21 protein-coding genes are annotated in these 20797 nt (G+C 75.2%); 12 read left to right on the top strand and 9 right to left on the bottom strand.

All coding sequences use genetic code 11. From position 1 onward, the window contains the following. Positions 1-7 precede the first annotated feature (7 nt). A complete protein-coding gene (locus ACQPYX_RS22060; protein ID WP_433799414.1) occupies positions 8-1105 on the top strand; it encodes a D-alanine--D-alanine ligase family protein in 1098 nt (365 codons plus the stop codon). Here the strand turns inward: ACQPYX_RS22060 and ACQPYX_RS22055 are convergent, their stop codons facing one another. Both ACQPYX_RS22055 and ACQPYX_RS22050 read right to left on the bottom strand, forming a co-directional pair. Continuing rightward, the gene (locus ACQPYX_RS22055) at positions 1106-1666 is read right to left on the bottom strand and encodes a DUF3515 domain-containing protein (RefSeq protein WP_433799413.1); all 561 of its coding nucleotides are present in this window, start codon (positions 1664-1666) and stop codon (positions 1106-1108) included. It lies immediately after the preceding gene. Between the two features lie 65 nt (positions 1667-1731). Further along, on the bottom strand, positions 1732-1968 hold the full coding sequence (locus ACQPYX_RS22050; RefSeq protein WP_433799412.1) for an Lrp/AsnC ligand binding domain-containing protein: 237 nt from the start codon (positions 1966-1968) through the stop codon (positions 1732-1734). Between the two features lie 159 nt (positions 1969-2127). On the opposite strand from ACQPYX_RS22050, the gene ACQPYX_RS22045 reads away from it, so the two are divergent. Continuing rightward, positions 2128-3066: a thiamine-phosphate kinase gene (locus ACQPYX_RS22045; RefSeq protein WP_433799411.1), complete on the top strand. Its 939-nt coding sequence runs from the start codon at positions 2128-2130 to the stop codon at positions 3064-3066. A 61-nt stretch (positions 3067-3127) separates the two neighbouring features. Here the strand turns inward: ACQPYX_RS22045 and ACQPYX_RS22040 are convergent, their stop codons facing one another. The 4 genes from ACQPYX_RS22040 to ACQPYX_RS22025 are packed head-to-tail and all read right to left on the bottom strand — an operon-like array spanning position 3128 to position 7924. Beyond that, entirely contained in the window at positions 3128-4552 is a 1425-nt protein-coding gene (locus ACQPYX_RS22040; RefSeq protein WP_433799410.1) for a (Fe-S)-binding protein, read from the bottom strand. Further along, a complete protein-coding gene (locus tag ACQPYX_RS22035) occupies positions 4549-5700 on the bottom strand; it encodes an FAD-binding oxidoreductase (protein WP_433799409.1) in 1152 nt (383 codons plus the stop codon). Before ACQPYX_RS22035 ends, ACQPYX_RS22040 begins: the two co-directional genes overlap by 4 nt. Beyond that, positions 5697-7175, bottom strand: a complete 1479-nt coding sequence (locus ACQPYX_RS22030; RefSeq protein ID WP_433799408.1) for an FAD-binding oxidoreductase — start codon at positions 7173-7175, stop codon at positions 5697-5699. The genes ACQPYX_RS22035 and ACQPYX_RS22030 overlap by 4 nt, the downstream gene beginning before the upstream one ends. Before the next feature lie 5 nt (positions 7176-7180). Next, positions 7181-7924, bottom strand: coding sequence for an HAD family hydrolase (locus ACQPYX_RS22025; protein ID WP_433799407.1), 744 nt, complete (start codon positions 7922-7924; stop codon positions 7181-7183). Between ACQPYX_RS22025 and ACQPYX_RS22020 the strand changes: the two genes are divergently transcribed. Together ACQPYX_RS22020 and ACQPYX_RS22015 are read left to right on the top strand one after the other, a co-directional pair. Then, positions 7893-8519: a GNAT family N-acetyltransferase gene (locus ACQPYX_RS22020; RefSeq protein ID WP_433799406.1), complete on the top strand. Its 627-nt coding sequence runs from the start codon at positions 7893-7895 to the stop codon at positions 8517-8519. The two genes, ACQPYX_RS22025 and ACQPYX_RS22020, sit on opposite strands and share 32 nt — an antisense overlap. A gap of 39 nt (positions 8520-8558) precedes the next feature. After that, positions 8559-9242 carry a uracil-DNA glycosylase gene (locus ACQPYX_RS22015; RefSeq protein ID WP_433803785.1) on the top strand — a complete coding sequence of 228 codons (684 nt, stop codon included), beginning with the start codon at positions 8559-8561 and terminating at the stop codon, positions 9240-9242. Positions 9243-9264: 22 nt separating this feature from the next. Here ACQPYX_RS22015 and ACQPYX_RS22010 read toward each other — a convergent pair whose 3' ends face one another. Further along, positions 9265-9687 (bottom strand): hypothetical protein, encoded by a 423-nt coding sequence (locus tag ACQPYX_RS22010; RefSeq protein WP_433799405.1) that lies wholly within the window; start codon positions 9685-9687, stop codon positions 9265-9267. 124 nt (positions 9688-9811) lie between these two features. On the opposite strand from ACQPYX_RS22010, the gene ACQPYX_RS22005 reads away from it, so the two are divergent. Then, positions 9812-10006: a DUF397 domain-containing protein gene (locus tag ACQPYX_RS22005; RefSeq protein ID WP_433799404.1), complete on the top strand. Its 195-nt coding sequence runs from the start codon at positions 9812-9814 to the stop codon at positions 10004-10006. Positions 10007-10090: 84 nt separating this feature from the next. On the opposite strand, the gene rpmB is transcribed toward ACQPYX_RS22005, so the two are convergent. Then, positions 10091-10282: a 50S ribosomal protein L28 gene (rpmB, locus tag ACQPYX_RS22000; protein WP_433803784.1), complete on the bottom strand. Its 192-nt coding sequence runs from the start codon at positions 10280-10282 to the stop codon at positions 10091-10093. 128 nt (positions 10283-10410) lie between these two features. Between rpmB and ACQPYX_RS21995 the strand changes: the two genes are divergently transcribed. The 3 genes from ACQPYX_RS21995 to ACQPYX_RS21985 all read left to right on the top strand — a co-directional run bounded on the left by ACQPYX_RS21995 (position 10411) and on the right by ACQPYX_RS21985 (position 15039). Then, positions 10411-12639: an ATP-dependent DNA helicase RecG gene (locus ACQPYX_RS21995; protein ID WP_433803783.1), complete on the top strand. Its 2229-nt coding sequence runs from the start codon at positions 10411-10413 to the stop codon at positions 12637-12639. Positions 12640-13060: 421 nt separating this feature from the next. Continuing rightward, positions 13061-13840, top strand: a complete 780-nt coding sequence (locus ACQPYX_RS21990) for a C40 family peptidase (RefSeq protein ID WP_433799403.1) — start codon at positions 13061-13063, stop codon at positions 13838-13840. A 296-nt stretch (positions 13841-14136) separates the two neighbouring features. After that, positions 14137-15039 carry an alpha/beta fold hydrolase gene (locus ACQPYX_RS21985; RefSeq protein WP_433799402.1) on the top strand — a complete coding sequence of 301 codons (903 nt, stop codon included), beginning with the start codon at positions 14137-14139 and terminating at the stop codon, positions 15037-15039. Positions 15040-15208: 169 nt separating this feature from the next. Here ACQPYX_RS21985 and ACQPYX_RS21980 read toward each other — a convergent pair whose 3' ends face one another. Next, a complete protein-coding gene (locus ACQPYX_RS21980) occupies positions 15209-15931 on the bottom strand; it encodes a hypothetical protein (RefSeq protein WP_433799401.1) in 723 nt (240 codons plus the stop codon). 113 nt (positions 15932-16044) lie between these two features. On the opposite strand from ACQPYX_RS21980, the gene ACQPYX_RS21975 reads away from it, so the two are divergent. Genes ACQPYX_RS21975 through ACQPYX_RS21960 form a run of 4 tightly spaced genes read left to right on the top strand, consistent with a single transcriptional unit; the run spans position 16045 to position 20740 of the window. Beyond that, on the top strand, positions 16045-19422 hold the full coding sequence (locus tag ACQPYX_RS21975; RefSeq protein WP_433799400.1) for a pyruvate carboxylase: 3378 nt from the start codon (positions 16045-16047) through the stop codon (positions 19420-19422). Then, the gene (locus ACQPYX_RS21970) at positions 19415-19876 is read left to right on the top strand and encodes a hypothetical protein (RefSeq protein ID WP_433799399.1); all 462 of its coding nucleotides are present in this window, start codon (positions 19415-19417) and stop codon (positions 19874-19876) included. The genes ACQPYX_RS21975 and ACQPYX_RS21970 overlap by 8 nt, the downstream gene beginning before the upstream one ends. 13 nt (positions 19877-19889) lie before the next feature. Continuing rightward, positions 19890-20438 carry a 16S rRNA (guanine(966)-N(2))-methyltransferase RsmD gene (gene rsmD, locus ACQPYX_RS21965; protein WP_433799398.1) on the top strand — a complete coding sequence of 183 codons (549 nt, stop codon included), beginning with the start codon at positions 19890-19892 and terminating at the stop codon, positions 20436-20438. Further along, a complete protein-coding gene (locus ACQPYX_RS21960) occupies positions 20435-20740 on the top strand; it encodes a hypothetical protein (protein WP_433799397.1) in 306 nt (101 codons plus the stop codon). The genes rsmD and ACQPYX_RS21960 overlap by 4 nt, the downstream gene beginning before the upstream one ends. Positions 20741-20797 lie beyond the last annotated feature (57 nt).

The raw sequence follows: 20797 nt of genomic DNA, 5'->3' as shown, positions 1-20797 counted from the left end.
CGGCGCCATGGGGACGGAACGCCCGACGTTGCTGGTCCTGTTCGGCGGGCGGTCGGGGGAGCACGCCGTCTCCTGCGTCTCCGCGGGCGGCATCCTCGACAACCTCGACCGGGACCGGTTCGACGTCGTGCCCGTCGGGATCACCCCGGAGGGCGTCTGGCTCGCCGTCGGCGACGACACCTCCCCGTGGCGCCTGCACGGGCGCGAGCTGCCCGGCGTGACCCTGGCGTCGGGCGAGCCGGTCGCGCTGCTGCCCGACCCCACCCGCCGCGAGCTGATCAGCCTCGCCGACGGCCGGCGCGGCGAGACCGTGGCGACGGTCGACGTCGTCTTCCCGGTCCTGCACGGGCCCGCGGGCGAGGACGGCGAGATCCAGGGGCTCCTCGAGACCGCCGGGATCCCCTACGTCGGGGCCGGTGTCTGCGCGAGCGCGGCGTCGATGGACAAGGTCGTCACCAAGCGCATCCTGCGCGACGCGGGCCTGGCCACGGGCGACGCCGTCGCGCTCGACCGGACCGCGACCGACCTGGGACCCGCCGAGCGCGAGCGCCTCGGCCTGCCCGTGTTCGTCAAGCCGTCCCGCGCCGGGTCCTCGGTGGGGATCTCGCGGGTCACGGCCTGGGCGGACGTGCCCGCCGCGGTCGCGTTCGCCCGGCGGAGCGACCCGAAGGTGCTGATCGAGGCGGGGATCGCCGGCCGCGAGATCGAGTGCGGCGTGCTCCAGTTCCCCGACGGCCGGGTCGAGGCGAGCGTGCCGGCCGAAATCCGGCTGACCGGCGAGGCCGACTGGTACGACTTCGACACCAAGTACCTCGACGACGCCTGCGAGCTCGACGTCCCCGCCAAGCTCGACGACGCCCTGGCCGAGGCGGTCCGCGAGCAGGCGGTGCGGGTCTTCCGGACGATGGACTGCGCCGGCCTCGCGCGCGTCGACTTCTTCGTCACCGACGACGGCCGGGTGCTGGTCAACGAGCTGAACACCATGCCCGGCTTCACCGCGACGTCGCTCTACCCGCGGATGTGGGCCACCACCGGCGTCGACTACCCGACGCTGCTCACCACGCTCGTGGACTCCGCCCTCGCCGGCGGCACCGGGGTGCGCTGATCAGCGGGTCGGCGTCGCCGGCACGGTCGTGGGGTCCGGCGGCTCGGTGTCCCGGCTGACCAGCGTGATCTTGACGCCGCGCGAGACGTCCTGGATGGCGCCGCTGCCGATCCCGTCGGGGAGCGTGAGCCCGACGAAGATCGCGCGGTCCACCGTGACCCAGGTGGTGGCCCCGGTACCCGGGATCCGCAGCCAGTCCACGCCGTCGACGTCGAGCAGCGGGCTCGTCGGGCCGAGCTCCGGCGGGGTGGGCAGCCCGCAGCGCAGCACCACCGGCTGGTCCTCGGGGCGGCCCGAGGCCTGCTTCTCCCCGCCCCACGCCACGGTGCCCGCCGGGACCGGGTCGGCCAGGACCCGGCGCGGCAGCAGCCCGTCGCCGGTGTTGATCTCCTGCGGGAGCCCGGAGAGCAGGCGCGAGCAGTCGGCCGAGGCCGCCGCGGGGACCGGCACGGCGGCGAGCGCCAGCGGTCCGGTGTCCGGATCGGGGTCGGTCTGCCGACCGAGGACCTGCGAGGCGATCAGGACCCCGACGACCAGCAGCACCGGCAGCGCCAGGGCCACCCCCAGCACGATGCGGGGGAGTCGGCGGTCGAGCTCCGGTGCCCGGGTACGCGCCACCGCCGGGGTCAGGCGGGGGAGCCGACGACCGAGCAGGTCAGCGTGCGGGTGATGCCCGGCACCTTCTGCACGGCCGTGATGGTGTCCGACAGGGCCGCGTCGTCGTTGGAGTCCACGTGCACGATCACGTCGTAGGGGCCGGTCACGTCCTCCGCCCGGGAGACGCCGTCGATCCCGGCCACGTCCGACGCGACCGCGGCGGCGCGGCCCACCTCGGTCTGGATCAGGATGTAGGCCTGGACCACGAACGGGCCTCCTCGGGGAGCGGGCGCACCCGCTCGGGGCTCGGGCGGGGTGCACACGGATGTCACGACGCGACGGAACGTACCGCAGGGAGCAGACGGGTGAGCCGGTCGGGAGATGCGCCACAACGGAGCCCCGCGCGGGCACCGTCCGGCGGGCACGTGTCCGACCTGGGGGAGTTCGGGGTGATCGACCGGATCACCGCCGGGCGGCCCCAGCCGGACGGGACGCTGCTCGGCCCGGGTGACGACGCCGCGGTCGTGGCGGCCCCGGACGGTCGGGTGGTGGCCACCGTGGACACCCTGGTGCAGGGGGTGCACTTCCGTCTGGACTGGTCGGCGCCCGAGCAGGTGGGCCGCAAGGCGGTCGCCGCGAACCTCGCCGACGTCGCCGCGATGGGCGCCGTCCCGACCGGGCTCCTGCTGTCGCTGGCCTGCCCCGCCTCGACGCCGACCGACGTCGTCGAGGGCCTGGCCGCGGGCATCTGGGACGCGGCCGCCGAGGCCGGGGTCGGCGTGGTGGGCGGGGACACGGTCTCGGCCGACCAGATCGTGGTGACGATCACGGCCCTGGGTGACCTCGAGGGGCGCGACCCGGTCCGCCGCTCGGGCGCGAAGGTGGGTCACGTCGTCGCCGTGTGCGGGGTGCTGGGCTGGTCGGCGGCCGGCATGGAGGTGCTGCGGCGCGGGTTCCGGTCGCCGCTGGCGATGGTCGCCGCGCACCGGACGCCGCGCCCGCCGATCGCCGCCGGTCCGGTGGCCGCGCGGGCGGGCGCGAGCGCGATGATCGACACCTCGGACGGGCTGCTCGCCGACCTCACGCACGTCGCGGAGGCCTCCCGGGTGCGGATCGACATCCGTTCGGAGCTCGTGCCGGTCGCGGACAAGCTGCGCGACGTGGCGTCCGCGCTCGGTGGGGACGCCCTGCGGTGGGCCCTCACCGGCGGCGAGGACCACTCGCTGGTCGCCTGCTTCCCCGACGAGTCGATGGTCCCGGAGGGGTGGACGGTGTTCGCCGACTGCCGCCTCGGGGTCGGCGTCACCGTCGACGCCGACCGCTGGGGCGGTGCCGGCGACCCGGGGTGGCGGCACTGGAGGTGAACACCTGTGAGTACTAATCCGTGCCCCAGCACGGATTAGTGCACACAGGGCCGAAGGCCACCTACATCCCCGGCGGGCGCACCCCCCGGATCGAGGCGTCGATCAGCTGGATCGGGTGCAGCATCGGCAGGTCCCCCTCGAGGTACTTGCGGATCTGCAGCAGGCACCCGGGGTTGGCGGTGACCAACAGGTCCGCGCCGGTGCCCCGGATGTTGTCCGCCTTGCGCCGGCCCAGGTCCCCGGCCGCCTCCGGCTGGAGCATGTTGTAGATCCCGGCCGACCCGCAGCAGATCTCCGCCTCGGGCAGCTCGACGAGCTCCACGCCCGGGACGGACCGGAGCACGTCGCGGGGCTGCTGGCGGATCTTCTGGGCGTGCCCGAGGTGACAGGCGTCGTGGTAGACGACGGTCGCGTCGACCCGGTGCCGCGGGGCCCGGGACTCGGCGAGGGCGTCCGCGAGCACCTCGGAGACGTCGCGGACCTTGCCGGAGAACTCCTCCGCACGCTGCTTCCAGGCCGGGTCGTCGGCGAGCAGCTCGCCGTACTCCTTCATCGAGGACCCGCACCCGGCGACGTTCACCGCGATGACGTCGACGTCGGCCTGCTCGAACACGGCGATGAGGTCCTTCGCGCGCCGGATCGACTCCTCCTCGCGCCCCGCGTGCAGCCCGAGCGCGCCGCAGCACGCCTGCTCGCGCGGCGCGACGACGTCGTAGCCCTCGGCCGCGAGCACCCGCGTGGTGGCCAGGTTGACCTGGTGGAAGAACACGTCCTGCACGCAGCCGGTGAGCATCCCGATGCGACCGCGACGCGCGGGGTGCTCGGAGGTGGTGCGGGCGGGTGTGACGGCGGGCGTGCGGGCGAAGGCGTCGCGCACGCTCACCGGCGGGAGCAGCGACTCCATCGCGACGAGCCGCTCGAAGCGCCTCGGCAGCTTCGCGAGCAGGGCGTCCATCCGCTTCGGGCGCAGCTTCTGGTACAGCGCGCCGCCGAGCGAGGCTGCCCGGAGCCGCCGCCGGTAGGGGAACAGCGTGAAGATCGCCTCGCGGAACAGCCGGTCGGCGCGGCTGCGCGGGACGTGCCGCTCGATCTGCGGGCGGGTGGCCTCGAGCAGCCGGTCGTACTGCACGCCCGAGGGGCACGCCGTCACGCAGGCCATGCAGCCGAGGCACCGGTCGATGTGGGTGGTGAAGGCGCCCTCGAGCGGGATCTCGCCCTTCTTCGCCATCTCCATCAGGTAGATGCGCCCGCGCGGCGAGTCCATCTCCTCGCCCCACAGCGCGTAGGTGGGGCAGGTGGGCAGGCAGAACCCGCAGTGCACGCAGTCGTCGAGCAGCTCCTGCGCGGGCGGGTGGTGGTCGTCGAAGCTGCCGTGCGACGCGGCGGCGAGGGCGTCGGTGCGTTCCGGTCCGGGGGCGTTCTCCCCGCGCTGCGAGGTGAAGTCGGGACCGGGGCCGGCGGGGCCGGTGGTGGGCGTGCTGGTCACGCGGACGCTCCTGTCGGGACGGGCAGCCAGGGGGCGAGTCGGCCGCGGCCGAGGCGCTGGTCGGGGTCGAAGGCGGCGGCGACGGACCGGAGCACCACGGCGCTCGTCGGGGCGGGCCCCCACGCGGGCACCGCGGCGCCGGCCGGACGGGCGCGCAGCGTCGAGGTGCCGCCGAGCGCGGCGACGCGGGCGTGCACGGTCTCCACGACGCTCGGGTCGGCCGGGACCGACAGGGTGGCCACGCCGGTGGCGGGCGCGGCGGTCACGTGGGTGCCGCCGAGGTCGACGAGCCCGGCGAGCAGGTCACCGAGCCGGGTCGGGGCCACGCCGACCCGCACGACCGCGGCGTCGTCGGGCCGCCGGTCGACCGCGGCGCGGTGGGCGTCCCACGCGGCGTCGGCGTCGGCGGGGGAGAGGACCTCGGCGCCCCCGCCGAGCAGGTCGACGAGCCGCGCGGCGCGGCCCTCGACCCCCGCCTCGGTGCCCTCGAGCAGGGCGAGCAGGCGCCCGTCGACGACCTCCAGTGCGCCGGCCTCGACCGGGGTGTCGGTGACCGCCCGGCCCGCGGCGGGCAGCGCGGCGAGGTCGGCGACCGGGAGGGCCACGGTGCGGGTGGCGGCGGGCACCGGGTGCAGGCGCAGCACGATCTCGGCGACCACCCCGAAGGTCCCGTACGCCCCGTGGAGCAGCTTGGCGAGGTCGTAGCCGGCGACGTTCTTGATGACGTGCCCGCCGGACCGGGCCACGGTGCCGTCGGCCAGCACGACGGTGACCCCGATGACGAGGTCGCGCAGCGAGCCGAACCCGAGGGCCAGCGGGCCCGCGTCCGCCGTCGCGAAGAGGCCCCCGACGGTGGCGCCGCGCGACACGCGCGCGGCGTCGAAGGCGACCCGCTGACCGGACTCCGCGAGCGTCGCCTGCAGCTCCGACAGCGGCGTGCCCGCGCCGACGGACACGGTCATGTCCCCCGGGTTGTGGGCGATCACGCCGGACAGCCCGCCGACCGAGACGGCGGTGGCGTCGGCGGTGACGGCGCCACCCCAGTCCGCGGCGGTGCCCGCGCCGGTGGCCACCACGGGCCCGGGGGCGTCGCGGACCGCGTCGCGCAGCTCGACCAGGGAGCCCGGGGAGAGCGATGTGGTGCTCACAGTCGGCTGATCACTCCGGCCTCTTCCAGGGGGTGGGGGCGGAACGGGCCCGGACGCTCGCCGCAGAGCCTCGGCGTCGGGAAGATCTTGCCGGGGTTGCAGAGGCCGGCCGCGTCGAAGCCCGTGCGCACGCGCTGCATCACCGCGAGGTCGTCGTCGGTGAACATGCGGCCCATCGAGCAGGCCTTGTCGGCGCCGATGCCGTGCTCGCCGGAGAGCGACCCGCCGAGCTCGACGCAGAGCTCGGCGATCCGGCTGGAGAGGTCCTCGGCCTTGTCGTGCTCCCCGGCGGCCTCCGAGTAGAGCACCAGCGGGTGCAGGTTGCCGTCGCCCGCGTGGAACACGTTGGCCACCCGCAGGCCGACCTCGGAGCCCATCGTCGCGATCTGGGCGAGCACCTCGGCCAGGCGGGTCCGCGGGACGACGCCGTCCTGGACGATGTAGTCGGGGCTGATCCGCCCGACGGCGGCGAAGGCGGCCTTGCGCCCTTTCCACACCCGGGCGCGCTCGTCGGCGCTGTCGGCCACGTGGATGCGGGTCGACCCGCGCTCCTCGCAGATCCGCGTGATCTCGGCGAACTGCTCGTCGCACTCCTCGGCGGGGCCGTCGAGCTCGATGATCAGAGCGGAGGGCGACTCGACGGTGTAGCCCGCGCCGACGGCGGCCTCCGCGGCCTCCATCGCGAGCGAGTCCATCATCTCGACGGCGGCGGGCACGATGGCCGCGTCGACGATCGCCCCGACGGTCTCGCCCGCGGCCTCGACCGACGGGAAGTCGGCGAGCACGGTGCGGACCGCCTCGGGCTTGCGTAGCAGCCGGACGGTGACCTTCGTGCAGATGCCGAGGGTGCCCTCGGAGCCGAGGAAGACCCCGCGCAGGTCGGGACCGGCCTGCTCCGCGGTGGGGCCGCCGAGGGTGACGACGCTGCCGTCGGCGAGGACCACCTCCATCTCGAGCACGTGGTTCGTCGTGAACCCGTACTTGAGGCAGTGCGCGCCGCCGGAGTTCTCGGCGACGTTGCCGCCGATGGTGCAGACCTGCTGGCTCGACGGGTCGGGCGCGTAGTAGAGCCCGTGCGGCCCGGCGGCGCGGGAGATGTCCAGGTTGAAGACCCCGGGCTCGAGGACCGCGCGCCGGTTCTCGACGTCGATCTCCAGGATGCGCCGCAGCTTCTGCAGCGAGATGACGACGCCGTCGGCGACCGGGAGCGCACCCCCGGACAACCCCGTCCCCGCGCCGCGGGCCACGAAGGGCACCCGGTGCCGGGCGCAGATCCGCACGCAGGCGGCGACCTCCTCGGTGTCGCGCGGCAGCACGACGACGGCGGGGACCTGGCGGAAGCCGGTCAACCCGTCGCACTCGTAGCTGCGCAGGCCCACCTCGTCGGTGATCACGCAGGTCTCGGGCAGGACGGCGGCGAAGTCGCGGGCGAGCGCCGTGGCGGTGCCGCTCGCTGCGGTGGTGGTGGTGCTCATGGGCGTCACACATCCCCTCGGGTTGCTCCCGGATCCTCACCCGCCGCGCGCACCACCGCCACCAGAGCGGTCGGGTCGGAGAGGTCCGGGCTGACGTGGTCGGCGCCGGCGGCGAGGAGGTCGTCGAGCGACGCCGCCCCGGTGGCCACCCCGACGGCGACCGCCCCCGCCGCGTGCGCGGCCTCGACGTCGCGCGGCGTGTCCCCCACGACGACGAGCCCCACCTCCCGGCCGTGCCGGCGCTCGAGCGCGGCCCGGGCCTCGTGGACCAGCGCCGACCGCGGCCCGCGGACGTGCCCGTAGACGCCGTCGTCGAGGTCGAACGCGCCCGGGTGCAGCCCGGCCACCGTGAGCTTGAGCTCGGCCCCGGCCCGCACGTTGCCGGTGAGCACGATCTGGTCCACGCCGGGTTCCGCCGCGAGCAGCCGGACCGCCTCCCGCACCCCGGGCAGGACCGTGAGGCTCTCCGCGAGCGCGGCGTCGCGGCCGCGCCACTGCGCCCCGATGGCCGCGATCATCGCGTCGGTGTAGTCGGCACCGCGGGCGAGCAGCTCCGCGGCCTCGTCCGCGGGCAGCCCGTCGCGGAACGCCTCGGCGACCAGGTGGTCGGTCATCCCGCCCATCGGTACGGGCGGGGGCTCGCGCCCGGCGACGGCGAGGAACGCGTCGCGCAGCACGTCCCCGCCCACCCGCCCGCCGCGCAGCAGCGTGCCGTCGATGTCCCAGCAGACCCCGACCGGTCGTCCCACGTCGGGCATGCTGCCCGGATCCGGGATCATCGGCCGGGTGGGGAACGCGGAACTCTCGTTCACGGTGGCCGCGTACGACGACCCGGCCAGCGTCCGGTTCATCGACGCCGTCCAGGCCTTCTACCGCGAGCGCTACGGCGGGATCGACCGCACCCCCGTCGACCCGGCCGAGTTCGCGCCGCCGCGCGGGCTGTTCCTGCTCGGGGTCCTGCCCGACGCCGGGCCGGTCTGCTGCGGCGGGTGGCGGCGGCTGACCGCCGAGGCGATCCCGGTCGCCGATCGCGAGGTGCTCCGCCCGCTCGACGCCGAGATCAAGCGGATGTGGGTCGACCCCTCCCACCGGCGCCGCGGCGTCGCGCTCGCCCTGCTCGACGAACTCGAGCGCACCGCCGCCGCGGCGGGCTGTCGTCGGACGGTGCTCGAGACCGGTACCCGCCAGCCCGAGGCCGAGGCGCTCTACCGGCGCCGCGGGTACCGCCCGATGCCCAACTTCGGGGTGCACCGCGCCGAGGCCGACAGCACCTGCTTCACCCAGGACCTGGACGCGGGACGGGCCCCCGACCCCCTCGGGGACCGGCCCGTCGCGCGCGGCTAGCGTGCGGGACGTGCCGCTCCCCGCCCCGCGCAGGACCGCCTGATGGCCCGCCCGCTGTCCGAGACCGTCGAGGCCGGCTGGGCGGACGCCCTCGAGCCCGTGGCCGACACCATCGCCACCATGGGCGACTTCCTGCGCGCCGAGGTGGCGGCCGGGCGCACCTACCTGCCCGCCGGGAAGAACGTCCTGCGGGCCTTCCAGCAGCCGTTCGAGCAGGTGCGGGTGCTCGTCGTCGGGCAGGACCCGTACCCGACGCCGGGGCACGCGGTCGGCCTCTCCTTCTCGGTCGCCCCGGACGTCCGGCCGCTGCCGAAGAGCCTGCAGAACATCTACAAGGAGTACACCGAGGACCTCGGCCACCCGCCGCCCTCGAGCGGGGACCTGACGCCGTGGGCCGACCAGGGCGTGCTGCTGCTCAACCGGGTCCTCACCGTCGCGCCGGGCGCGCCCGGGTCGCACCGCAACAAGGGCTGGGAGAAGGTCACCGAGCAGGCGATCACCGCGCTCGTCGAGCGCATCGACGCCCCGCTCGTCGCGATCCTCTGGGGCCGGGACGCCCGGTCGCTGGTGCCACTGCTCGGGGAGGACGTCCCGACGGTGGAGTCGGCGCACCCGAGCCCGATGTCGGCCGCCGGGGGCTTCTTCGGCTCCCGCCCGTTCAGCCGCGTGAACGAGTTCCTGGAGGAACTGGGCGACGAACCGGTGGACTGGCGCCTGCCCTGACCGGTCCCGACCGGCCGGCGACCTAGCGACGGACGCCGAAGCGGCGCCGGCTGCGGCGCTGCGGCGCGAACATGCTCCAGCCCCGGCTCGGGATGGTGTCGGGACGGTGCCGACCGGCCCCGACCCGTCGTCGGGAACGGATCAGCGCGAGCAGCCGGGAGAGGGGCCGACGGCCGTCGAGGACAGGGGCCCGGTTGGCGCGCACGGGCAGGCCGACGACCTCGGGGGAGGGCAGCGGAGCCTGCTGCAGCGTGGCGACGGCGCCGGTCGCGGGCATCCCCGCGACGGCCGTGGGGACCGGGGCCGACGGCGGGTCGACCACGGCGGTCCCGACCGGGAGTCGCTGCGACACCACGCGCAGGGGGACCGGGGCGGACCGCCGGTGCACCGTGCGCTGGGCGCGTGGGAGACGCGGTTCGTCGCCGGGCTGCTCCGGTCGGCTCACCGTGCCCTCCGCTCGTCGCTGCGCCGCGGCCGCGACGACCGCTCGATCCTCACGTACGTACGGTGCAGGCGCAAGGACGGAACGGATGTGCGTGAGGCGGATCGCGCGACCCCGGGGGGCCCTCATGACCTGTCCGACCGCCACCTGGACCCCGAGCGGGTCGGGCCTGGAGACGGCCCGCCACCCCGACGGCGGCCTGCTCGTCCGCGCCAGCGGCGACGCCGGGGGACCGGTGCTGCACTACACGCGCGCGGAGGTCGAGGCCTTCGTGCTCGGCGTGCGCGACGGGGAGTTCGACGACCTCACCGAGCAGGGCTGAGCGGGCCGGGCGCGGCCCGACCCCGGACAGCAGTCGGGCCCGGCACGCCGAGGCGTACCGGGCCCGACCGCGGGCGCGTGGGCGTCAGGCGCGGCTGACCTTGCCCGCCTTGAGGCAGGAGGTACAGACGTTCAGGCGCTGCCGGTTGCCACCCGCGGTCCGGGCGTGCACGGTCTGCACGTTCGGGTTCCACCGGCGGTTGGTCCGGCGGTGGGAGTGCGAGACCGACTTCCCGAAACCGGGGCCCTTCGCGCACACGTCGCACACCGCAGCCACTTCGAACACCTCTCGACCTCAACGACACCGGAGCACGCGGGAGTCTCCACCGCGTGGCAGGTCACCAGGGTAGCCGAGCCCGCCGGACGCTGTCGGACCCGGGTGGCACGCTGGCGCCCGTGGTGCACATGGACTCGCCCCTCGCCGAGGCGATCGGGGGACGCTCGGCCTCGGTGCTGCGCAAGCACCTCGACATGCACACCGTCGGCGATCTGCTGCGCCACCTGCCGCGCCGCTACGAGTCCATGAACGACCTCGACAAGGTCGATCCCCGCGATCTGAAGGTGGGCGACCACGTCAACGTCATCGCCGAGGTGCGTAGCGCCCGGGGCGAGCGCAAGTTCCGCCGGGGCGGCGGCAAGCAGCTGCACATCACGACGATGACGGTGGCCGCGGGGGCCCTCGAGCTCTCGGTCACGTTCTTCAACCAGCCGTGGCGGGTGCGCACGATGCCGGTCGGCAGCCGCGCCTTCTTCGCCGGGAAACTCGAGACGTTCCGCGACCGCTGGCAGCTGGGCTCGCCCCGGGCGATGCGGATCAGCACGGGCGACGACGCGACCGATCCCGACGACGAGTCGATCAAGCTGCCCCCGGTCACGCCCATCTACCCCGCCACCAAGGACGTGCAGACCTGGGAGCTGCTGGCCGCGGTGCGGCAGACCCTCGAGGTGTTCGACGACCCGATCGACCCCGTGCCGGCGGAGGTCCGCGAGCGGCACGGGCTGATCGACCTCGGGCGGGCCCTGCGGGACATCCACCTCCCGGCGACGCTCGAGGCCGCGAAGCCCGCGATGCGCCGGCTCACCTGGGACGAGGCCCTCGGGCTGCAGCTGGCACTGCAGGGCGAGCGGCTGACCGCGGCCACCCGGCCCGCGCCCGCCTGCCCCCGCACCGACGACGGCCTGGCTGCGGCGTTCGACGCCCGGCTGCCCTTCGAGCTCACCGGTGGCCAGCGTCGCGTCGGCGCCGAGCTCGCGAAGGCGTTGGCGGGCACCACGCCGCTCAACCGGCTGCTCCAGGGCGACGTCGGGTCGGGCAAGACCGTCGTCGCGCTGCGGGCGATGCTGCAGGTCGTCGACGCGGGCCGGCAGGCGGTGCTGCTCGCCCCCACCGAGGTGCTCGCCGCCCAGCACGCGCGGTCGCTGCGGGCGATGCTCGGGCCGCTCGGCCGCGGCTCCGGGCCCGCCGGCCTGTTCGGCGCGGACGCCGACGAGCCGGTCGAGCTCGACCCCGACGAGCGGGCCACGCAGGTCGTGCTCCTCACCGGGTCGCTCGGGGCGAAGGAGCGCAAGCAGGCGCTGCTCGACGTCCAGTCGGGAGTGGCCGGCATCGTCATCGGCACGCACGCGGTGATCCAGGAGAAGGTCGGGTTCGCCGACCTCGGGCTGCTCGTCGTCGACGAGCAGCACCGCTTCGGGGTCCGGCAGCGCGACGAGCTCCGCTCGCGGCCGGGGGAGACCGCGCCGCACCTGCTCGTCATGACGGCCACGCCGATCCCGCGGACCGTGGCGCTCACCGTGTACGGCGATCTCGAGAACTCGGTGCTCGACGAGCTGCCCGCCGGGCGCAAGCCGATCGACACGCACGCGGTGCCCGGCGGGCGGCCGAAGTGGCTCGCGCGGGTGTGGGAGCGGGTCCGCGAGGAGGTGGACGCCGGGCACCAGGCCTACGTCGTCTGCCCCCGCATCGGCGACGACGGGCCGGCGAGCGAGGAGGAGGAGGGCGGCGGTGCGGACGGCTCGGAGCGGCGCCCGCCGCTCGCGGCGCTCGAGGTCGCGGAGCTGCTCGCCACCGGACCGTTGGCGCGGCTGCGCCTCGAGGTGCTCCACGGACGGCTCCCCGCCGAGGAGAAGGACGACGTGATGCGTCGCTTCTCGGCGGGCGACGTCGACGTGCTCGTCTCGACCACGGTGATCGAGGTGGGCGTGGACGTCCCGAACGCGACGGTGATCGTCGTCCTCGACGCCGAGCGGTTCGGGGTCTCCCAGCTGCACCAGCTCCGCGGCCGGGTCGGTCGCGGCGACACGGCGTCGTCGTGCTTCCTGGTCTCCGAGCTCGAGGGACCCTCGATGGAGCGCCTGCAGCGGATCGCCGAGATCCACGACGGCTTCGCCATGGCCGACCTCGACCTGGAGTTGCGCAGCGAGGGCGACGTGCTGGGCACCGAGCAGGCCGGCCGCCGGAAGACGCTGCGGTTCCTCTCGGTGCGTCGGCACCTCGAGGAGATCACCGAGGCGCGGGAGGTCGCCCGCACCCTGCTCGCCGAGGACCCCACGCTGGCCCACCACCCGCGCCTGGCCGGGCTCGTCCGCGGCGTGGTGGGCGACGAGGGCGCGACGTTCCTCGACAAGCTCTGATCCGCCGTTCGCCGCAGCCGACGCCGCGTGACCGTGCAGTACCGGGAAGTAGCCGATCGGCGCGCGCGGGCGACCTCCGGGCGCGACACGCAGCGCCCCTGTGGCCGCCGGGGGTCACGGTTCGGTTACGGTCTGGCGGTCGGTTCGCAACAGCGCACCGATGCGCTCGGCCGCTTCGCCCGGTTCCCGTCCGGCGGCCTCCCCGGAGCGCACGACGTCCAGGACGGGACGGAGATCGTCGGTCCGCTGCACTCCCCAGCAGCGACCGGCACGGATCGGGTCGCCCCGCGCCCCGGCCGGTCGCCGTCGGGCGTGGAGACGACGGATGACCGCAGTGCTGCCGCCCGTGCGCGACCCGAACGGACGTCACCGCGCTCCGGACGCGGCCACCACGGGGTCCCTCGGTCCCATCCCGGCCACCATGAGCGGTCGTGCCGCCCACGGTGCACCCGCCGGCGACCCCCGGACCCGCGACCAGCACCGCACCCGCCGTCCCGCCCCGCAGGAGCGTCCCCTCGACCGGGCCGCCCGCACCGCCGGTCTGTCGCTGGCCGCGCTCGGCGCGCTCGCGGGGGCCGGCGGCGCCGCCGCACACGGCCTCATCCCGACGGCCGACGAGCCCGCGGCCACCGGCGAGTTCGCCCTGCCGACGAACCTCGCCGCCAGCAGCATGACGCTGCCGGCCGCGGCCCAGCAGGCCCCCGCGGCGATCACCGCCGTGATGCCGGTCGTCGCCCCTGCCGTCGCGCAGGCGGCCCCGCAGTACAAGACCGTTGCGGCCAGCGCCCGCCAGGCGATGGCCGCGGCGCCGGCGCCCGCCGCCGCGCCGAAGCTCTCCGCCGGCCAGCAGATGGCGGCCGACGCCATCGAGGCGGCCGAGTCCCGGCTCGGCAAGCCCTACGTCTGGGGCGCCACGGGCCCGAACGCCTTCGACTGCTCCGGCCTCATGCAGTACGCGTTCGAGAAGGCCGGCAAGGACCTGCCCCGCACGTCGGCCGCGCAGTCCAAGGTCGGCGAGAAGGTCTCGATGGACGACCTGCAGCCGGGCGACCTGATCTTCCTCTACAGCCCGGTCAGCCACGTCGTGATGTACGTCGGCGACGGCAAGGTGATCGAGGCGCCGACCAGCGGCCAGGACGTGAAGTACACGCCGCTGTCGAAGATCGAGAAGAACGCGGTGGGCGCACGCCGGGTGGTCTGACCCCGGAGACGAGAGTGGCCCGGGGCCCCCACCCCGATGGGAACCCCGGGCCTTGTTCGGTGAACGGACGCTCCCCAGCTCCGGGCACCGAAGGTCTCGCGGAACGGCTGTTGCCGTCGATAACAGGGTGTCCGGTCGGTCGGGGTCTCAGTCGGGTCTGATCGTGTGATGTTGTCCAGTTCACACCGTCACCCACCGCAGTGCTCCGGCGACGGACGGGTCGTGTGTGCGCCCGACGGCGGATCCGCCCGACGGGCCGCGTCATCGACCGGTCCGTGAACGGTCACCCTCCTCCGGTGGACCTCCTCCGACGCGCTCTCGTGGTCGCGGTCCTGCTCGTGCTGGTGGCGCCGGTGCCGGCGTCCGGGAGCACCCGGTGCGGCGCCGACGTGCCGGGGCTCGCGCCGGTGGTCGTCGAGACCGGGGCGGTCCGGCTGCACGCCGTGGTCGGGGGCCCACCGGAGGCGCCGCCCGTCGTCCTCCTGCACGGATTCCCGGAGACCTGGCGGACCTGGCGGACGGCGGCGCTCGACCTCGCCGCCGACCACCGGGTGCTGGTCCCCGACCTGCGCGGTGCGGGCTGCTCCGGGTTCGGCCCCGTCCCGGACCCCGACGCCCGGGCGCTCGCCGGGGACCTCGCCGGGCTCGTGACGGCCCTCGGGGTGGGACCGGCCGTCGTGGTGGGCCACGACATGGGCGCCATGCCCGCGTACGCCTGGGCGCGGTCACGCCCCGACCAGGTGCGGCACCTCGTGCTCTCCGGCGGCGGCGTGCCCGGACGCGGTCTGGAGGAGCTCGCCCCGCCGCACGTCGCCGCGTTCGCCGCCGCCCCGCCCGGGCGGCTCGCGGCCGAGGTGGCGGGCCACGAGCGGGAGGTGCTCGCGGGGTTCGTCGGGGACCCGGCGGTGGTGGCGTCGGGGTCGCTCGACGACGCGGTGCGCGCCTATTCCGCACCGGGGCGCTACGACGCGGCGATGGGCCGGTACCGCGCGCTGCCCCGCGACGCCGCCCGCAACCGCCTCGACCCGGGGCCGCTCGCCGTCCCCGCCACCGCGCTCGAGGGCGGCGCCCCCGGGATCAGTGCGGCGACGCTGCCGGGCGCGGACGTCGTCGTGGTCCCGGGAGCCGGGCACTACCTGCAGGAGGACCGGCCGCACGAGACCGCGGCGGCGATCCGGGCGATCGCGGGCCGTGCGTGAGTGGCGCCGTCCGCATGTGCGACGTCAGGATGCGTCATATCTGACGTCGACGATGGCGCGCTGCACGCATCGAGTGGGAGTACCGGGACATCGACGATCGCGGGCCGTGCGTGAGTGGCGCCGTCCGCACGCCTGACGTCAGCGATGTGCCATCGCGGGCCGCCCCACCTCAGGCGCGCAGCCGACCCCGGAGGTCCCGCATGCCCCGGGCGGCCGCCTGCTTCACGGCCTCGGCGACCGCGGCGTACTCGTCCGCGGGCGCGGCCGCGCCGGGCGCCCGCGTCTCGAGGGGGCGCGGCGGGACGGGCGGCGCCGGGGCACGCCGGGCGGCGAGGTCGTCGGCGACCCGGCGGGCCTCGTCCCACGCCGCGACGGCCCGGTCGACGGCGGTGACGAACTCCTGGCGGTGCGGTTCGCCCGGCTCGGTCGGCGTCAGCAGCATGTGCGCGTCGCCGAGCGCCTCGACGAACGCCTCGGTGGCGGGCACCGACACGTCCACGAGCGCGGGCCGGGCGGCGACCGCGCGCGGGTCGGACTCGAAGGCGGCGTAGTCGCGCTGCAGGGCGGCGAACCGGTCCCGGGCGAGCGCCCACCGGGCCGCGCGGTGCTCGGAGAGCCGGCCCGACCGGCCGTCGGGATGACCGAGGACGACGGTGCGCACGCGGCGGACGCCGCGCTGCGCGGCCAGCACCGTGGCGACGATCGCGGCGAGCGCCGCGGCCACCAGGTCGGCCACCGCCGCGAGCAGGGCCGTGCCGAACCCCTCGAGCGTGCCGTCGGCGACCCAGACGCCGAGGAACACGAGCGGGGAGAGCACGGTCAGCAGCACCGCGATGCCGTAGAGCCAGGGCACGGCGGAACGGCGCATCGGCGTGGTCGACCTACCCGGCATGTCCCGGCCCTCCTCGTGTCCCCTTCTTTGGTACCGGAAGAGCCGTCGACGGACCACGATCGCGGTAGCGTGCGCCGCCCACGATCTCCCCGATTCCCCCGGAGGACGACCAGATGTTCCGCAAGGTTCTCGTGGCCAACCGGGGTGAGATCGCCATCCGCGGGTTCCGCGCGGCCTACGAGCTCGGTGCCGCCACCGTCGCCGTCTTCCCGGTCGAGGACCGCCAGTCGGAGCACCGGCTCAAGGCCGACGAGGCGTACCTGATCGGCGAGGAGGGCCACCCGGTCCGGGCGTACCTGTCGATCGAGGAGATGATCCGCGCGGCGCAGAAGGCGGGCGCGGACGCGATCTACCCCGGGTACGGCTTCCTGTCGGAGAACCCGAAGCTCGCGACGGCGTGCGCCGAGGCGGGCATCACCTTCATCGGCCCGCCCGCGCGGGTGCTCGCGATGGCGGGCAACAAGCACCGGGCCGTCGCGGCGGCGCGGGAGGCCGGGGTGCCGGTCCTCGACTCCTCGGACCCCTCCGACGACATCGACACGCTGCTCGCCGCGGCCGGGGAGATGACCTTCCCGCTGTTCGTGAAGGCGGTCGCGGGTGGCGGCGGTCGCGGCATGCGGCTGGTGCGCGAGGAGTCGGCCCTCCGGGACGCGCTGCAGGCCGCGATGAACGAGGCGTCGTCGGCGTTCGGCGACGCGACGGTGATCCTCGAGCAGGCGGTGATCGACCCGCGGCACATCGAGGTGCAGATCCTCGCCGACGCCGAGGGCCACGTCATGCACCTGTTCGAGCGCGACTGCTCGGTGCAGCGGCGCCACCAGAAGGTCGTCGAGATCGCGCCGGCGCCGCACCTGTCGCCCGAGCTGCGGGAGCGCATCTGCGCGGATGCGGTCAAGTTCGCGACCGCGATCGGCTACGTGAACGCGGGCACCGTCGAGTTCCTGCTCGACCGCGACGGCAACCACCACTTCATCGAGATGAACCCGCGCATCCAGGTGGAGCACACGGTCACCGAGGAGGTCGCCGACGTCGACCTCGTCGGCGCGCAGATGCGGATCGCGTCGGGGGAGACCCTGGCCGACCTGGGGCTCTCGCAGGAGACCGTGTCGCTGCACGGGTTCGCGCTGCAGTGCCGGATCACCACCGAGGACCCGGCCAACGAGTTCCGGCCCGACGTCGGGATGATCTCGGCCTACCGCTCGGCGTCGGGATCGGGCGTCCGGCTCGACGGCGGGACCGCCTTCGCGGGCGCGCGGATCAGCCCGCACTTCGACTCGCTGCTGGTCAAGGTCACCTGCCGTGGACGGGACTTCACGACGGCGGTCCGCCGCGCGCGCCGCGCCCTGGCCGAGTTCCGGGTCCGCGGGGTCTCGACGAACATCCCGTTCCTCATGGCCCTGCTCGACGAGCCGGACTTCCGCGAGGGCCGGGTGACGACCAGCTTCATCGCCGAGCACCCGGAGCTGCTGGCCGCCCGGGCGCCCGCCGACCGCGGGACCCGTCTGATGACCTACCTCGCCGACGTCACGGTCAACAAGCCGCACGGGCCGGTGCCCGACCTGGTCGACCCGCGGGACAAGCTGCCGGCGGTGGACCTGACGCAGGAGCCGCCCGCGGGGTCGCGGCAGCGCCTGGGTGAACTCGGTCCCGAGGGGTTCGCGGCGTGGCTGCGGGCGCAGACGAGTGTGCCGGTCACCGACACGACGTTCCGCGACGCCCACCAGTCGCTGCTGGCCACCCGCGTGCGCACGCGGGATCTCGTGGAGATCGCACCGCACGTCGCCCGGACCGCGCCGGAACTGCTGTCGCTGGAGTGCTGGGGCGGCGCCACCTACGACGTGGCGTTGCGCTTCCTCGCCGAGGACCCGTGGGAGCGGCTGGCGCGGCTGCGCGAGGCGGTGCCGAACCTGTGCCTGCAGATGCTGCTGCGGGGGCGGAACACCGTCGGCTACACGCCCTACCCGACCGAGGTGACCGACGCGTTCGTCGCCGAGGCGGCCCGCGTCGGGATCGACGTCTTCCGCATCTTCGACGCGCTCAACGACGTGTCCCAGATGCGGCCCGCGATCGACGCGGTGCGGAGCTCCGGCGGGGCGCTCGCCGAGGTGGCGCTCTGCTACACGAGCGACCTGATGGACCCGGCCGAGGACCTCTACACCCTCGACTACTACCTGCGCCTGGCCGAGCAGATCGTCGACGCCGGCGCCCACGTCCTGGCCATCAAGGACATGGCGGGGCTGCTGCGGCCGCCGGCGGCCCGTCGTCTGGTGGGCGCACTGCGCGAGCGCTTCGACCTGCCGGTCCACCTGCACACCCACGACACCGCGGGCGGTCAGCTCGCGACCCTGCTCGCCGCGATCGACGCGGGCGTGGACGCCGTGGACGCGGCTGTGGCGTCGATGGCCGGGACCACCTCGCAGCCCTCGCTCTCGGCGCTGGTCGCGGCGACCGACCACAGCGAGCGGGAGACCGGGCTCTCGCTGGACGCGGTCAACGCGCTCGAGCCGTACTGGGAGCTCGTCCGGAAGGTCTACGCGCCGTTCGAGTCGGGCCTCGCGTCGCCGACCGGCCGCGTCTACACCCACGAGATCCCCGGCGGGCAGCTGTCGAACCTGCGCACCCAGGCGGTCGCGCTCGGCCTCGGCGACCGGTTCGAGCAGGTCGAGGACGCCTATGCGGCCGCCGACCGGATGCTCGGGCACCTGGTGAAGGTCACGCCGTCGTCGAAGGTGGTCGGCGACCTCGCGCTGCACTTCGTCGGCGCCGGGGTGGACCCGAAGGACTTCGAGGCCGACCCGTCGCGCTTCGACATCCCCGACTCGGTCATCGGGTTCCTGCGCGGCGAGCTCGGCGACCCGCCCGGCGGCTGGCCCGAGCCCCTGCGCACCCGCGCGCTGGAGGGCCGGACCGAGCGGCCCGGCGTCGCGGAGCTGACCGACGACCAGCGCAAGGGCCTCGAGGCCGACCGCGCCGGCACGCTCAACGAGCTGCTCTTCCCCGGCCCGACGAAGGACTTCCGCGAGCACCGGACGTCCTACGGCGACACCTCGGTGCTGCGCAGCCAGGAGTTCTTCTACGGCCTGCGCAGCGAGCGCGAGTACGCCGTCGACCTCGAGCCGGGCGTGCAGCTGCTCATCGAGCTGGAGGCGATCTCCGAGCCCGACGAGCGCGCGATGCGCACCGTGCTGATGTCGCTCAACGGGCAGCTGCGGCCGCTGCAGGTCCGCGACCGGGCCGTGGACACCGACGTCAAGGTCGCCGAGAAGGCCGACCGCTCCGACCCGAACCACGTGGCCGCGCCGTTCGCCGGCGTCGTGACGCTGCAGGTCGCCGAGGGCGACACCGTGTCCGCCGGCGACACCGTGGCCACCATCGAGGCGATGAAGATGGAGGCCGCCATCACCGCGCCGTCGTCGGGAACGGTCACGCGCCTCGCGCTCGGACGGGTGCAGCAGGTGGAGGGCGGGGACCTGGTCGTGGTGCTTGGCTAGGTGGGCGCTGTTCCTGACGGCGGGCGTGGTCGCGCTGGTGCTCACGGTGGTGGCAGCGGTGCTCGTCGGCCGGTGGGTGGCGCGCGACGTCGAGCTCGACCGCGGGGTCACGGCGTCGCCGACCGCCGCCGAGGTCTCGTCCGCAGCCGGGTTCTGCGCGCTGCCGGTGCCTCCGGCTCCGGTCGGCCCGCTGCGGCGGGAGCAGGGCATCGACGGGCTCGTCGCGTTCCGGGTCGCGCTCGACGACGGCCCGGCGCGCGCCTGGCTCGCGGCCGGCGGCATGCCGGCCCCCGTGCCGTCGCCGGCCACGGCCGACGTCGAGTTCGGCCCCGACCTGCCGCCGGGGACGCCCGTGGTGGCGCAGCACCGGGCGGGGCGGGCCGGGGGCGGGATCGTGTACCGCTCGGCGGTGCTGGCGCCGGGGACGGTCGAGGTGCGGTGCTTCGAGACGTGAGGGTGGTGCAGCGGTGAGTCGCATCGTGGCGGGAACGGCGGGCGGGCAGCGGATCCAGGTGCCGCCGACCGGGGTCCGCCCGACGTCGGACCGGGTGCGGGAGGCCCTGTTCTCGCTGCTCACGGCCCGTGGCCTGCTGGAGGACGCGGTGGTGCTCGACCTGTACGCCGGGTCGGGCGCGCTGGGGTTGGAGGCCCTCTCGCGCGGTGCGCTGACCGCGACGCTCGTGGAGCGCGACCCGCGGGCGTGCGGGTTCATCCAGACCAACGTGCGGACGACGGGGCTGACCGGGGCGATGGTCCGCCGGGCGTCGGTGCCGACGTTCCTGAAGCGGCCGACGGACACCGTCGACCTCGTGTTCGTCGACCCCCCGTACGCGGGGACCGAGGACGAGGTCGACGCGGTGCTCGGGCTGCTGGTGCCGTGGCTGTCGGCGGACGCCCTGGTGGTGCTGGAGCGGGACTCCCGCACGCGGACGCCGGCCTGGCCGGAGGGGCTCGAGGCCGAGGACCCGCGGGTGTACGGGGAGACGACGCTGCACCTGGGTACGCCCGTGGGGTGAGCGACCTCGAGGAGCGCTACCTGGAGCTGGTGCGCTCCGAGCTGCCGGCGGCCGCCCGTCGTGACGGCTGGGTGATCCGCAACGACCACTGCTTCGGCCGGGTCCTGCTCGACGACGCGGTGGGCGGGTGCTGGTACGACGTGCTGGGCCGGGGTCGTGGGGCGGCGTTCCGGCGGCTGGACCCCGAGCAGCTCGCGCACGCCGTCGAGCAGGGGGAGCGGATGCTGCGCGAGGGCGGCGAGACGGTGCGGGCGCTGGACGTGCAGTCGTTGGCCTGGCGCGGGAAGGCACCGAAGCGCTGACCCTCCCCACCGTGGCAGCAAAGCGTCGTTGCTGGCGCTGGACGCCAGTAACGACGC

This window comes from Actinomycetospora sp. CA-084318 (assembly GCF_050955885.1).
Classification (GTDB): Bacteria; Actinomycetota; Actinomycetes; order Mycobacteriales; family Pseudonocardiaceae; genus Actinomycetospora.
This window is presented reverse-complemented; position numbering and strand designations above follow the sequence as displayed.